Source organism: Ruegeria atlantica (genome assembly GCF_013033965.1).
GTDB lineage: Bacteria > Pseudomonadota > Alphaproteobacteria > Rhodobacterales > Rhodobacteraceae > Ruegeria > Ruegeria atlantica_D.
Window position 1 is genome coordinate 125,469 of the sequence record NZ_WQFE01000011.1, and the last position, 12,302, is coordinate 137,770.

Below are 12,302 nucleotides of genomic sequence, written 5' to 3' on the forward strand. Positions count from 1 at the left end.
TACCATTTGGCTGCGCAGGTGTACCAACGCCCTCAATATCAAGCGGGCTGGCATCAGAAGAACGACGCGACGAAAAAACAATCGACATTTTAAAACTTTCGGAGCACTCGCAACAAATACAGTCTTTACGCTAACACGGTTTGACCGAAACAGGTAGAAAATTCACGCCAGCATGGATTGCATCGCATCATCGGTGCTTGCAATCTCAGAGGGCGTCAGGTCCGATTGAGCCTGTGCAGCAGCGTTTTCACCGGCCGCAGCCGTCTCTTCCATAAGTATGGCAATGGCTTCATTGGCCAACTCTGACGCGTCTGGCGCATCGGGGATGTCAAGCAATTCAGCCTGGTGTAACAGCAGTTCTGAATACTCGCCGCCCGCCGCCATTACGGTTGAGTCGACACCGACTTTGGTAATGTTGGCTGCATTCAACAACGCGTTTCCGGCACCGTTGACCGCCGCATCAACAGCTGCGGCACCTTCAACCGAAAGATCGTCCTGATCCTGGAGCAACGTGATCTGTTCCACCGAATTGATCTGCACCAGATCGCCTTCGATCTTCAATACGCGGATCAACTCCATCCCGGCATAATCCGGATTGGAAGTCAGTGCGTCCTCAAATGCTTCGCGATCAACTTGTTGAAACGGCATGGCCTCGGCATGCGCCATGTCCAGATCTTCAACTGTGTCCTCGCCGGTGGTCGTAATCGACGCCTGGTTCATGACCAGATTGTCATCACCCTCAGCTGGCTTGCCACCACTATAGACATCATCATCCAACAGCGCGATGGTCTGGTGCAGCATATCGACCGAGATCATGTTTCCGCCGATCATGATCAGGTCATAGAAGTTACCCAGTTGAACGATATTGGTGACGTTGCTCAGAACGTTGTCACCCAATGTGAACAAGCTGGTCGATGCCGAGATTTCTGTGCTGATCTTGTCGATATCTGTGGCGTCAATCACCTGCTTGATAAAGTTCGCAACCCACAGGTCGCCTTGTATCCACGTAACTGAGACAATCGGATCTGCGCCTGACTCTGCAGCATTGTCGTCTTGCCACCACTGTTCGCTGGCTTCGGTCCCGATATATGACGCCTGAACCACATTGGTGTTGCTTTGCACACCGGGCTCGCCCTGATCGATGTCAGACACGACCGCCACTTGGCTGACCACCGTCAGGTTAACGGATTTTCCACCCACTGCGATGACAGGCGCGTCTACCCAGGCCACCGTAATAGCGACCTGGTTCACCGCGAGGTTTCCGCCCGCGATAACTGTATGGCCATCGCCGAACTCATCGTCATCCGAACGATCCCATTCAGCCGGCATCATGTCCGGCATATCATTCTCTTCATCATCATCTTCTTCGGTCTGATGATGTGCTGGAAGAAGATCGTTCCAATCTGGAATTTCCTCGACCACTTCGCCGTTCACGATCATGCCCACCGCGTCCTCGCCGTGGAACTGGTGAATGGTCACGCCCTCGATTTGCGAAATCATCGGCGACTGCATCTGTTCGGTCAAACTTTCGAGATATTCCAGCGACTTGTAGTCTTCGATGTTCAGGGATGGCGTAGCAATGGCGTGCATCGACAGAGCGGCATCCAACATCTGCTGGCCTTGCGCGATCTGGAGTTCGACATTGCGGAAATCACCATGTCCGACCACGTCGTTGTCGCTCATGATAATTGTCTGGAAGTTGTATGTTACGGCTGAGCCGATGATGAGCGGCGGAACCTGTGGATCCAAAACCAATACTACGTTCTGTGCCTCACCCAATTGAACCGGAGGGACATAAGAATCCGGTCCAAATGCCGGTCCGGAGAAAACCTCGGACATTTGCAGCGGCCCATCGGGCATCGGCGGCAAAGGAAGATCAGGAGGAGGTGGCAGAAGCTTGTAAGGAAGCGGATCATAGCTACCTGGATCCAGTTTCAAGTCCGCCTTAACACGGATGGATATTGGATCTTCGAGTTCGTCCAACTCGTTTTTGCGCCGAAGCGCGATAAATTCTTCGTATTGATCCCGCAGGCGGGCCTGTTCAATGGTTAGCTCAAAGGTTCCAACAAAATGTGCAATCGTTTCTGTAATACTGTCGAGCGACATATCGGTTTCCTTTTCCCCGCCCCGGCCTAAAATTTCCGCTTTGGGTTTGTTGTACCGAGGCCACGGAACGCGGCCTCGATAGTTTCGTTAGATGGTCGGGGCCCGTTAATTCGGGCCCTGACTGCGACTTATACGTCGTTGTCGTCGCTGTTGTGGGTCGCGGTCATCGAACCACCAACCATGGTCGTATCGACCGAGTTGCCAAGAACGTTGGCACCCATGACGATCGACTGGTTGAATGCCGATGTGTCGACTACGGCTGCTGCAGAAGCATAGGACTCGCCGTTGACGATTCCGTCGCCCTGGTTGCCCGAGCCCCACGAACCGGCAGAACCGCCAGCTCCGCCAGCACCCGAGTATGCACCCGAAGCATCGCCACCATCGACGTCTGCACCGTAGGTAGCACCACCGTTAGCAGTACCTGCAGCTCCGCCAGAGGTTCCGCCATATCCGGCACCGGCACCACCGCCGCCACCAACACCCGATTGTGCCGCACCAGTGGCGCTGCCCATTCCGGTCGAGTGTGCGTCGTTGTCGGACATAGCGTCACCGCCATATCCGGCAATGGCCTGCGACATGCTGTCTGCCGAACCATCGGTGTCAGCCTGCGAGAAGACGTCGGACATTCCACCGTCACCGGCAGTGTTCACCGCATCTGCAGATCCGGCACCTGTGCCCGTGGACGTTGCGTCCTGCTGGACAGCACCACCGCCGCCGCCAACACCGTCAGCGGTCGCAGTACCGGTACCGTTGGACTGAGCCCAACCATCGACATCGTTGGTTCCACCGTCACCAGCACCGACTTGAGCGTTCTGGTTGTTGTCGGCTTCACCGTTGGCATCGCCAGGCGATTGCGTAACGATCGGACCTTTGGCGTCCTGATCACCTACGCCTTGTGCATCGGCTTGCGAATCGGCATCACCGCCGTTTGCGCCAGCACCGCCACCGGCACCACCGACACCAGCTGCGCCTGTGCCGTCGCCACCGTCGCCGTCACCGCCGTCAGCTTTGCCGCCAACGCCTGCAGCACCGTCGCCGCCGACACCAGTACCACCGGTACCAGTACCGCCTGGGCCGTTGCCGCCTTTGGCTTCACCGCCTGTGCCGGCAGCACCATCGCCGTCGCCGCCGTCACCGCCGTCACCACCGGGGCCGTTGCCGCCGTCACCAGCACCACCAACACCAGGGTTGCCACCATTGGTGTCACCACCGCCGTTGCTTGCTCCGGCTGCGCCATTGTTCTGACCAATCAGACCATTCTGCTGGTTCAGACCTGCAAGCGCACCGTCGATTTGACCGGACGTTCCGCCGGTTCCGTCGCCGCCGTCACCGTCGCCGCCTTCACCGTCGCCGCCATCGTCACCGTCGCCGCCGTCACCGTCGCCGCCGTCACCGTCACCGGCAGTTACTTCACCAGCGTCGCCGTCGCCACCTGGGCCGTTGCCGCCGTCGCCGTCGCCGCCGTTGCCGCCGTCGCCGTTGCCGCTGTCTGCGTCGCCGCCGTTGCCGCCGTCACCGTTTCCGTTGCCGCCGTCACCGTCGCCGCCATCAGCGTCACCACCATCAGCATCTGCGTCTGCGCCCGAAGCTGCACCAGCAAGCCCGAGACCGATGTTGCCACCAGATGTGGAATCACCGTTTTCGGCTTCGGTTTCGCTTTCGTTCAAAGCACCGCCGAGGTTTCCAGCCAGACCGCTTCCGCCGTTTGCGTCATCGGCTTCCGATTCATTGTCAGCTTCGGAATCGACTTCGGTGTCGGCTTCAGAGTCGTTGTCTCCGCCTTCCGACGAACCGTCGTTGCTGGCTCCTGAGAGACCAAGTCCAACGCCAAGTCCGATCGAACCAGCGTCGCCGCCGTCGCCACCATCGCTTTCGATGTCGACTTCGGTTTCGCTTTCGTTTTCAGCTTCCGACTCGCTGTCAGCTTCACCGCCGTCGCCTCCGGTGCTGTCACCGTCCGCATCTGCTGCAGAATGTCCAACACCAAGACCGAAGTTCAGAGCGTCGCCGGAATCTCCGCCATTGCCGCCTTCGCCGTCACCATTGGCATCGCCAGTGTGGCCACCGAATGCTGCAGTGTGTCCGCCGTAGGTTTCGCCATAAGCGTCACCAGCAGTGGTTTTGCCACCATCGCCAGAGTTTCCGCCATCAGCACCCGCGCTGATACCGTCACCAGAAGATGCGTCGCCGCCTTTGGCATCGCCCATCTGCTTGAAGGTACCGTCGTTGTTCACCTCGGCATGATCCAGGGTATCGTCATCGCTCAGTTCAGCATACTGGCTGTTGATCGCCGACATTGCGGTGGTTGTACCGCTCATATCGATGTTCAGATTCAGATCATCGCCGGGATCGTAGTCAATATCGCCACCAGCGGTGATCACGTCACCAAAACTTGAATAGTCGGCATCGATGTCGACAACATCATCATCGCTCGGCATACCTTCTTCACCGAAGTCAATGTGAACCCAGTTGGAGTTGTCATTGTTACCGTTGGTCTGACCCTGACCCTGGTGCTGACCCTGACCTTGGTTCTGGCCCTGGCCTTGATCCTGGTCCTGACCTTGACCCTGTTCGTTGTCAACAACAGTTGCCTGAGCCTGCGCTTGATCTTGGCCCTGACCCTGTTCGTTATCGACTTTTGTCTTCTGTTCGGTGTTTTCAAGTTCGATGTCAGCTTCTTCTACATCGACATCGGCATAAACCGGAACATAGACATCGCCGGTGTTAATTTCTTCTACGTCTACGACGTTAGTGTGATTTGAATTACGATCACGTGACATATTATTTTCCACTTATAAAGCGCACGGGCCGTCATTCATCTCCAAAACGGCTACTGGCGCGGTTGAACTAGGAAAAACACTCAGGCGCAAAACGCGCTTGGTGCGGCTTTGTTCAGTGAAGTATCTCCCACCCTCCTTTCTCGGCTTAGCCGAATTCGTGTCTGCGGAAATGGCTCGCGTTAATGCGCGATTCGCCGACACATCAGGAATTAAGACTTCAAAATAGAAGCAGACTCATGGTTACAGGCCGAGGGCGACATGCATAGCTACCCTAAAGCACTAGAACGCTCAGGGCCTTGTTTTCATTGCTGTAAAACTTCGGTATGCAAAAAAGCCCACTTTTCGGGTCAAAGCGGCTGGATTGAAACCAGCGGTTTAGGAAACCCAACGATTTCTTCCACTTAAGCGGGAAGTGGTATAGGCGACCTAATCAAAAGTACTAGAACTGTTTTTTCTGGTTCGCCATCAACGTTGATGAAACTTGTACTTTCCGCTATAGTCGCACCTCTATACTGTTTATTACTTCGAATTCTGCACTACGAGTACTGGTTACAATTTCGCCGCCTTCATTATTGCGGTGTGGGTTAAATAAGGGGGGAATAATGGGCATTCCGTTTCAGGAAAGTGCTGTTCCAAACAATTCTAATCCCGAAGACTTCTCGATCAATTTCGTCGGAAAAGAACTCTTCTATTCAGATCAAACGATCCATGGTGTTGAAACCGAATTTGGCGTGTTCACGCGCCGGATAGAAACAATTGACGCACTGCCAGCGTCAACCGGATCGGATGTAGGGGCTGGAAAAGTGGTGGTCGTTGACCAGATGATGCTGGACGACCTGCTGAACAGGCCGCAAGCCTATACAGAGATTGCTGGTTCAGGGAGCTTGGCCTTTGCCTATCGCAAGGAAGAAGCTGCCCGACTGGCATTTGAAAACTGGGATCGCGGCAAGTTTGGCGACATCGGATACCTGCCGATGAACGTCGCGCCGGATGTGTGGCGATCCATCTTGCGCCTGCTGTTGCATGAAGAGCTGTACTTGCCCTGTTTCCTAGCGGATTGCGTGGCGCATGCGCCGTCGCCATCGAGCGACGCACCAGTGGCGGCATCAAAACCCAGCGAACTGCACCCGACGTACTCCAAGCTGACGCGTCGGGAAAAACAGGTGCTGAGATTGGTGTCGAAAGGTCAAAGCAACAAGATCATCGCATCAAACCTGGGCATCACCGAACACACGGTCAAACTTCATATGCACAATGTGGCAGGCAAGATCGGTGTCAGCAACCGAACCGCGGCCGCGCAATTCTATTTCGAGGTCGCGTCCAATGAGGCGCGAGAACTGCACGTTGACTGACGATTTCGAAGCCCGCTTTGACCGCCTGATCCTGCTGGTCGGCAAGTTGAACTATATGTGGACCAACACGGAAAGTCTGTTGATCCACCTGATCGCCGGGTTGACCCGAACCAACAAGGATATCTCGGTCATCATTTTTCTGACGCTGAACACGACTCGTGCCAGAATCGATCTGGTCGAGCGGCTGGCCAAGATGGAAGGTCGTCCGCCAGACATTCGGGATCCAATCCTCAAGCATACGCAACGCCTCAGCAAGCTTTCGGGCATTCGGAACAGATACAACCACTGCATCTACTCCTTTGACCCCGACAGCGGCAATCCTAAAACCATCCTCATGCGCATTGCGGACCGGAAAACTGACATCAAATTGGGCCGGCAGGACACAGTTGATGAGGGCGCGATGAAAGAAATCGAAAAGGTTGTCGACCAGCTTTCAGTGGCGAACCGGGATATGTGGAAACTGATCAACGATCTTGGGTTTCCAACTTAAGAAAACGCTGGTGCGGGCGGTGGGACTCGAACCCACACGGGCGTACGCCCTTCAGATTTTAAGTCTGATATGTCTACCATTCCATCACGCCCGCTCAGCGTGCCGGGTCCACGTCGGACCTCAGAAACTCAGTAAGGCCATCAGTTCACGAATTCAATGCGTTTGGCTCAGGAAACTTCGGCTTCAAAACTTTGGGATGTCTCACGCCTTTGCCCTGCCGCACCATCGTGCTGACACAACATTTACTTCGCTTTAAGTTGTATGTCGCTTGCGTAGCGGCCGCTTAGGGCTAAAACTATGCCGCAGAGCAGAAATCCATTTGAGTTACATCGTGAGCACCGAGAAAAAATCCTTTGAGGATCGTATCGCGCAAATCAATAAGCGCACGGAAGAAACAGCAAGCAAGAAACCCAAGCGTGCAACCGACAGCATCTGGAAGCGCCTCGCGTATCCAGGGGCGTTTGTCGGCGCATTCGCTCTTGGCTCGGTTGTGGTATTTCTGACCCGCTTTATTCAGTTCCAAATGGTGGGCGTCCCGGAAGCCGGCAAAGTGAACACCCAGGATTTTATCGGCATAGCGATGGCCAGTATGGCAGGAATGGTCATTTCGATGTTTCTTCGGGACAAGCAAAAAGAGTTTGCAAGCGCCAGCACAGTTGGAGTCTTGGCGACAACCTTCACCTTTCACAATCTGGTTTGGGCCTACCCCATTCAGTTTGAACAGATGTATAGTGAGGACTGGGTCGAGTTCATGCAGAAGATTACAGAGCCTTCCAGCCTCTACGTCTTTGGCATGACGATCGGCTTAAGCTGACAACCAGACGCCGAACCGGTCTTTACAGGCGACCAACTCCGGTAGGAACGCAAAGCCGCGAAACATCGGTTTTAATTGCTGCGTCCACCGCTGCATTGGGAGGGTTTGGGGAACCTTTGTACCTAACGCCGACGGATCAGCGCCAACCACCATGGAAAAGCCCGTCGCGCGCCACTCGAATCAGAGATTTGATATCGTCGTTTCAGCCCCCAAAACAGAAGCGAAGTCAGACGCTCAGATTGTGCCCCCATCCAACCGAGACGGAGCAGTTCGTACGGTCGGGCCAGCAAGTTGCAATATAGATATTGGAGATTAGGTGGTGCCCCCACACGGACTCGAACCGCGGACCTACTGATTACAAATCAGTTGCTCTACCAGCTGAGCTATAGGGGCGCTGGGTGTCGATTACTTTCTCTTTTATCGGACTGCAAGCCTCAATTTTCATCGAAACTTAGGGAATCTGAATTTTCCTTGTTATGCGACCAATCACCTTTATGTGGGGGGTGTAGATTTGACTGTCCCGGACACAGCCTGTAACCCGACAGGCGGGTTCAGGAATGCAAGGACAAGAACCGACTATGCAGGTTGCCATCCACGCAGGCGCGGCTTTTACCGACGAAGGGCGGCTGCTTAGGTCGTTGCAAGTCAACGGTGAGGCACTGGCCCAAAACGGTGTGGCTTTCTTTGGCCCTCGCCGTTACCGGCAAGTGTTCAAACCAGCATTCCAGGCGCTAAACTCCCGACCTCCATTGCCGGATGAAATTGAACTTATCCGCAGTAATCTGCCGATCCACCCGAAGGTGAAGCGGGCCATTTTCACCAGTGAAGGATTCATTGGAGAGAGAGACGCGGCACTGGCGGATGGGCAGTTCTACCCTGCCGCAGGCAAACGCCTTTCTGTTTTGGAGGAGGCCTTTAACGATTGTCAGCTGGAACTGTTCCTAGCGCTGAGAAATCCCGGCAGTTTTATCCCGAAACACCTAATATCTCTATCAGAGCAGGCGCGCGAAGACGTGATCCGCAACAATGATCTTAGTCACCTCAGCTGGGTTGGAATGATCGAAGATATTCGAGATTTCGCGCCAGGTGTGCAGATCACCTTATGGTGCAATGAGGACATCCCGTTAATCTGGGGCGACGTTGTGCGCAGCGTCGGCGGGCTGGATTTAAACGCTCCTATTGAGGACGAGTATGACTTGCTGGTCTCATTGCTGACCGAAGACGGCCAAACCCATGCCAAGGCAATCCTGGATCAGAATACAACGCTGACACGGGGCGAGACCAGAGACGCCCTGACAGCCGTTCTGGAAGACCATGCGCAGCGGGACAAAATGGAAGAAGAGCTAGAGCTGCCCGGCTGGAGCGACGAGATCATCGAGGCGTTTTCCGAGTTGTACGCGCAGGATCTGAGCGAGCTGGAAACGATGGCCGAGGTAAGGGTCCTGAAACCCTGACCCCCCGCGCGGCTTACATGCCCAGCGCTTCTTTGTACATTTCCAGCACCGCTTCTTCTTCGGCGATATCGTCCTTGTCACGCTTGCGCAGCGCGATGATCTTGCGCATCACTTTTGTGTCGTAGCCGCGGGCTTTGGCTTCAGCCATGACTTCTTTCTGCTGCTCTGCCAGATCTTTTTTTTCGGCATCCAGGCGCTCGATCCGTTCTACGAACTGACGCAGCTCACCCGCTGTTACGCGGTAGTTTGCGGCGGCCTGATCTTCGGTCACATCTTCCATATTCATCTCTCCAAAGGGCTGCGATCTGATGCCTTAGCAACGGCAGGTAGCCGGATACATCGCAGCCGCGCGGGCTGCAAGCATCCAATCCTCGGCGGGCTTGTGCGCAGTCGGCCGATCCGATAATCGCAACGGGACTTGCGGGAAATTGTGGGGAACCATGTTCGAATTCATCACCTGGGGCGGTGCCGCCCTGTCACTTGCCGGCCTCCTGGGCCTGGTGTGGTGTATCCTGCGTGTGATGAAAGCGCGCAAATCCGGACTATCAGACGACGAATTGCGGGCTGCGGTTCAAAGCGTCCTGCCATGGAATCTGGCGTCGCTATTTCTTTCGGTGATAGGCCTGATGCTGGTGATTTTGGGGATTTCGTTCAGCTAGCACTTTGCCTCAGACCGGCATGTTGTCGAACCGTGCCTCCATGACATCTTCGCACAAGGCGGCGTCCAGGCGACGCAGTCGCGACGGCACGTGCACCCCTTGCTGATGCATCCGATCAATCACTTTGGTTACACTGGGCTGAAGGGCAAGCCGGGTCTCAAGACCCGCATTCTGCAGCTTTTTCTCCAGGTGTTCGGCTTCGGAATACAAATTGTTTGCAGACATTTTCATCCTCCCAATATCTACTAGTGTCGCTCATATGGGTAACGGTTTTAAGACTTGCTTATCCTGGCGAAAAAACACGCGGAAAACTGCCTGTCGCCCGCCCGATATCGGCAACCTAAAGCGGAATGATTAAATTCTACTCGGATTTGGATTAACTTGCCTTGACAGGCATCAAGTAAAGATTGCCGGTTGCATCATATTCTGAAAAACATATATGATGAGTGGCGCACTGACGGAGGGCCAGATGACACCAATTGTAAAAGCGTTTTTCGACCCCGAAACCAATACGGTATCATACCTCGTGCAAGAACCCGAGGGGACAGCCTGCGCAATCATCGACAGCGTTCTTGATTTTGATCACGCCTCGGGGCGAACAAAAACCAGCTCGGCGGATCAAATCGTTGCTTACGTTCGTGACAATCAGCTTAGGGTCGAGTGGATTTTGGAAAGTCATGTGCATGCCGACCACCTTTCGGCCGCGCCCTATCTGCAACAGGAATTGGGCGGAAAGATTGGCATCGGCGAACAGATCGTGACGATCCAGAAAACCTTTGGGAAAATCTTCAATGAAGGAACCGAGTTCCAACGCGACGGCAGCCAATTCGATGCCCTGTTCCGCGACGGCGACAGTTTCCACGTCGGCCAGATGCGCGGCGATGTTTTCCATACCCCCGGCCATACACCCGCATGCATGACATATGTGATCGGAGATGCAGCATTTGTCGGCGACACGTTGTTCATGCCGGACTTTGGCACCGCGCGGTGCGATTTTCCCGGCGGGTCATCTGAAACGCTGTTCGAGTCGATCCAGAAGATCCTGGCCCTGCCGGACGAGACGCGCATTTTTGTCGGGCACGACTACAAAGCGCCCGGGCGAGATGAGTTTGCCTGGGAAACGACGGTCGGAGAGCAAAAAGCCCTGAACGTCCATATCGGCCAAGGCCGATCGATCGAAGAGTTTGTCGAAATGCGCGATGCGCGGGATGCAACCTTACCGATGCCGCGACTGATCCTGCCCTCTTTGCAGGTCAACATGCGGGCGGGTCAAATGCCACCTGCGGATGAGCAAGGCGATGTCTTTCTGAAGCTGCCAATCAACAAGCTGTGACGCGAAAAGAGGTATTCTATGCATACCGAATGGATTTGGGGACTTGCCGGCGGTCTGCTGATCGGGCTGGGCGCTGCGGTCTACCTGTTGGGCAACGGTCGCATCATGGGTGCCAGCGGGATACTAGGCGGACTGGTGGATGGCAGTGACCGGACCCTTGAACGCCTAAGCTTTGTTGCAGGCGTCATCGCTATGCCGCTGCTTTTGAGGCCTCTTTTCTCATCGGTGCCCGAGACCCATCTGACCGGTAATTTCGCGGTGATCGCCATCGCCGGTGTTCTGGTTGGTGCAGGAACGCGCATTGCCAATGGATGTACCTCGGGCCACGGGGTATGTGGCATCTCTAGGTTCTCAGTCAGGGGCATCGTCGCAACGTTGATCTATATCGGCGCGGGCGGGGTGACAATTGTCCTGATGCGCCATGTATGGGAGCTGATTTGATGCGGGCTGTTGTTTCGTTGCTGGCCGGGTCGCTGTTTGGTGCCGGCCTTTTGATCTCGGGCATGACGGATACCACAAAGGTTCAGGGTTGGCTGGACGTGTTCGGTAATTGGGACCCCACCCTGGCATTTGTAATGGGCGGTGCGATCCTGCCCATGCTCGTCGCGTGGAGGATGTCCGCCCACCGAACGCCGCTGACCGGTGGCCGGTTTCCAAAGATGAGCCCGCCCAACCTGGACCGTCGCCTGATCATTGGTTCAGTGATGTTCGGCATGGGATGGGGATTGGCCGGGCTTTGCCCTGGGCCCGCCATTGCGTCCATAACTTATGGGGGCCTGGGCGGCGTCATGTTTCTGATCGCGATGATTGCCGGAATGTTTGCCGCTCCTGGGCTGGGTGCGCAACTGGACAGAGCAGCAAACGCGGCCTAAGCAATTGCCATGGAGATTCGACCAATAACCCCCCGCTACGCCGTCTCGCCCCAAATCACGGTCGAGGACGTCCCAGCCATCGCCGCAGCAGGTTTCGTTAAGGTCATCTGCAATCGTCCAAATGCCGAAGTTCCAGAGACAATGCAGTCGGACGCAATCGGTCAGGCTGTTCGTGCGGCAGGAATGGAGTATGAAGTTCTGGAATTGACTCACCAGACCATGACGCCGAATAACGTTGCCCTTCAACGGGAATTGGCCGAAAGCTGTTCTGGACCCGTTTTGGCCTATTGCGCGTCGGGCACGCGCTGTTCGGTTGTTTGGGCTTTGGGCCAGTGCGACCACATGAGTACGGATGAGATCCTCGAGGCCACAACCAAAGCAGGGTACATGCTGGACAACCTACGCCCCGCGCTGGAGCATATGCGCAGTTCCGACAGCTAAG

Annotated in this window: 14 protein-coding genes and 2 tRNA genes; 10 read left to right on the forward strand and 6 right to left on the reverse strand. The window is 55.4% G+C overall.

The genetic code is table 11. The annotated features are described in order from the left end of the window. Positions 1 to 162: 162 nt before the first annotated feature. Both GOW16_RS18215 and GOW16_RS18220 read right to left on the reverse strand, forming a co-directional pair. On the reverse strand, positions 163 to 2,106 hold the full coding sequence (locus GOW16_RS18215) for a type I secretion protein (protein ID WP_170417826.1): 1,944 nt from the start codon (positions 2,104 to 2,106) through the stop codon (positions 163 to 165). Between the two features lie 128 nt (positions 2,107 to 2,234). Beyond that, complete coding sequence (locus tag GOW16_RS18220) at positions 2,235 to 4,544, reverse strand: hypothetical protein (protein ID WP_170417830.1); 2,310 nt, start codon at positions 4,542 to 4,544, stop codon at positions 2,235 to 2,237. Between the two features lie 21 nt (positions 4,545 to 4,565). Here GOW16_RS18220 and GOW16_RS18225 point away from each other — a divergent pair, with 21 nt between their 5' ends. The 3 genes from GOW16_RS18225 (at position 4,566) to GOW16_RS18235 (ending at position 6,728) form a co-directional block, all read left to right on the forward strand. Then, complete coding sequence (locus GOW16_RS18225; RefSeq protein WP_170417833.1) at positions 4,566 to 4,868, forward strand: hypothetical protein; 303 nt, start codon at positions 4,566 to 4,568, stop codon at positions 4,866 to 4,868. Positions 4,869 to 5,488: 620 nt separating this feature from the next. Further along, positions 5,489 to 6,238: a helix-turn-helix transcriptional regulator gene (locus tag GOW16_RS18230; protein ID WP_170417837.1), complete on the forward strand. Its 750-nt coding sequence runs from the start codon at positions 5,489 to 5,491 to the stop codon at positions 6,236 to 6,238. Continuing rightward, complete coding sequence (locus GOW16_RS18235) at positions 6,210 to 6,728, forward strand: hypothetical protein (RefSeq protein WP_170417840.1); 519 nt, start codon at positions 6,210 to 6,212, stop codon at positions 6,726 to 6,728. Before GOW16_RS18230 ends, GOW16_RS18235 begins: the two co-directional genes overlap by 29 nt. Before the next feature lie 8 nt (positions 6,729 to 6,736). Here GOW16_RS18235 and GOW16_RS18240 read toward each other — a convergent pair. Beyond that, a tRNA-Leu gene (locus GOW16_RS18240) sits at positions 6,737 to 6,822 on the reverse strand. A gap of 237 nt (positions 6,823 to 7,059) precedes the next feature. On the opposite strand from GOW16_RS18240, the gene GOW16_RS18245 reads away from it, so the two are divergent. Continuing rightward, positions 7,060 to 7,542: a hypothetical protein gene (locus tag GOW16_RS18245; protein ID WP_170417843.1), complete on the forward strand. Its 483-nt coding sequence runs from the start codon at positions 7,060 to 7,062 to the stop codon at positions 7,540 to 7,542. Positions 7,543 to 7,859: 317 nt separating this feature from the next. Here the strand turns inward: GOW16_RS18245 and GOW16_RS18250 are convergent. After that, positions 7,860 to 7,935 (reverse strand) — tRNA-Thr (locus tag GOW16_RS18250). A gap of 164 nt (positions 7,936 to 8,099) precedes the next feature. Between GOW16_RS18250 and GOW16_RS18255 the strand changes: the two genes are divergently transcribed. Then, positions 8,100 to 8,996 carry a hypothetical protein gene (locus GOW16_RS18255; protein ID WP_254429841.1) on the forward strand — a complete coding sequence of 299 codons (897 nt, stop codon included), beginning with the start codon at positions 8,100 to 8,102 and terminating at the stop codon, positions 8,994 to 8,996. Between the two features lie 13 nt (positions 8,997 to 9,009). Here GOW16_RS18255 and GOW16_RS18260 read toward each other — a convergent pair whose 3' ends face one another. After that, on the reverse strand, positions 9,010 to 9,276 hold the full coding sequence (locus GOW16_RS18260; RefSeq protein WP_170417846.1) for a DUF2312 domain-containing protein: 267 nt from the start codon (positions 9,274 to 9,276) through the stop codon (positions 9,010 to 9,012). A 160-nt stretch (positions 9,277 to 9,436) separates the two neighbouring features. Between GOW16_RS18260 and GOW16_RS18265 the strand changes: the two genes are divergently transcribed. Further along, positions 9,437 to 9,655, forward strand: coding sequence for a hypothetical protein (locus GOW16_RS18265; RefSeq protein ID WP_170417849.1), 219 nt, complete (start codon positions 9,437 to 9,439; stop codon positions 9,653 to 9,655). Positions 9,656 to 9,664: 9 nt separating this feature from the next. Here GOW16_RS18265 and GOW16_RS18270 read toward each other — a convergent pair whose 3' ends face one another. Next, the gene (locus GOW16_RS18270; protein WP_170417852.1) at positions 9,665 to 9,880 is read right to left on the reverse strand and encodes a hypothetical protein; all 216 of its coding nucleotides are present in this window, start codon (positions 9,878 to 9,880) and stop codon (positions 9,665 to 9,667) included. A 244-nt stretch (positions 9,881 to 10,124) separates the two neighbouring features. Here GOW16_RS18270 and GOW16_RS18275 point away from each other — a divergent pair, with 244 nt between their 5' ends. Genes GOW16_RS18275 through GOW16_RS18290 form a run of 4 tightly spaced genes read left to right on the forward strand, consistent with a single transcriptional unit; the run spans position 10,125 to position 12,301 of the window. Continuing rightward, entirely contained in the window at positions 10,125 to 10,988 is an 864-nt protein-coding gene (locus GOW16_RS18275; protein WP_170417855.1) for an MBL fold metallo-hydrolase, read from the forward strand. Between the two features lie 18 nt (positions 10,989 to 11,006). Next, a complete protein-coding gene (locus GOW16_RS18280; protein WP_170417858.1) occupies positions 11,007 to 11,429 on the forward strand; it encodes a YeeE/YedE family protein in 423 nt (140 codons plus the stop codon). Continuing rightward, positions 11,429 to 11,860 (forward strand): DUF6691 family protein, encoded by a 432-nt coding sequence (locus tag GOW16_RS18285; protein ID WP_170417861.1) that lies wholly within the window; start codon positions 11,429 to 11,431, stop codon positions 11,858 to 11,860. Before GOW16_RS18280 ends, GOW16_RS18285 begins: the two co-directional genes overlap by 1 nt. 9 nt (positions 11,861 to 11,869) lie before the next feature. Continuing rightward, on the forward strand, positions 11,870 to 12,301 hold the full coding sequence (locus tag GOW16_RS18290; RefSeq protein ID WP_170417864.1) for a TIGR01244 family sulfur transferase: 432 nt from the start codon (positions 11,870 to 11,872) through the stop codon (positions 12,299 to 12,301). Position 12,302 lies beyond the last annotated feature (1 nt).

Coding starts and splice junctions, on each gene's coding strand:
- GOW16_RS18215 (WP_170417826.1), bottom strand. CDS start 2,106: ATGTCGCTCGACAGTATTACAGAAACGATTGCACATTTTGTTGGAACC.
- GOW16_RS18290 (WP_170417864.1), top strand. CDS start 11,870: ATGGAGATTCGACCAATAACCCCCCGCTACGCCGTCTCGCCCCAAATC.
- GOW16_RS18280 (WP_170417858.1), top strand. CDS start 11,007: ATGCATACCGAATGGATTTGGGGACTTGCCGGCGGTCTGCTGATCGGG.
- GOW16_RS18255 (WP_254429841.1), top strand. CDS start 8,100: ATGCAAGGACAAGAACCGACTATGCAGGTTGCCATCCACGCAGGCGCG.
- GOW16_RS18265 (WP_170417849.1), top strand. CDS start 9,437: ATGTTCGAATTCATCACCTGGGGCGGTGCCGCCCTGTCACTTGCCGGC.
- GOW16_RS18270 (WP_170417852.1), bottom strand. CDS start 9,880: ATGTCTGCAAACAATTTGTATTCCGAAGCCGAACACCTGGAGAAAAAG.
- GOW16_RS18220 (WP_170417830.1), bottom strand. CDS start 4,544: ATGCCGAGCGATGATGATGTTGTCGACATCGATGCCGACTATTCAAGT.
- GOW16_RS18285 (WP_170417861.1), top strand. CDS start 11,429: ATGCGGGCTGTTGTTTCGTTGCTGGCCGGGTCGCTGTTTGGTGCCGGC.
- GOW16_RS18260 (WP_170417846.1), bottom strand. CDS start 9,276: ATGGAAGATGTGACCGAAGATCAGGCCGCCGCAAACTACCGCGTAACA.
- GOW16_RS18235 (WP_170417840.1), top strand. CDS start 6,210: ATGAGGCGCGAGAACTGCACGTTGACTGACGATTTCGAAGCCCGCTTT.
- GOW16_RS18230 (WP_170417837.1), top strand. CDS start 5,489: ATGGGCATTCCGTTTCAGGAAAGTGCTGTTCCAAACAATTCTAATCCC.
- GOW16_RS18275 (WP_170417855.1), top strand. CDS start 10,125: ATGACACCAATTGTAAAAGCGTTTTTCGACCCCGAAACCAATACGGTA.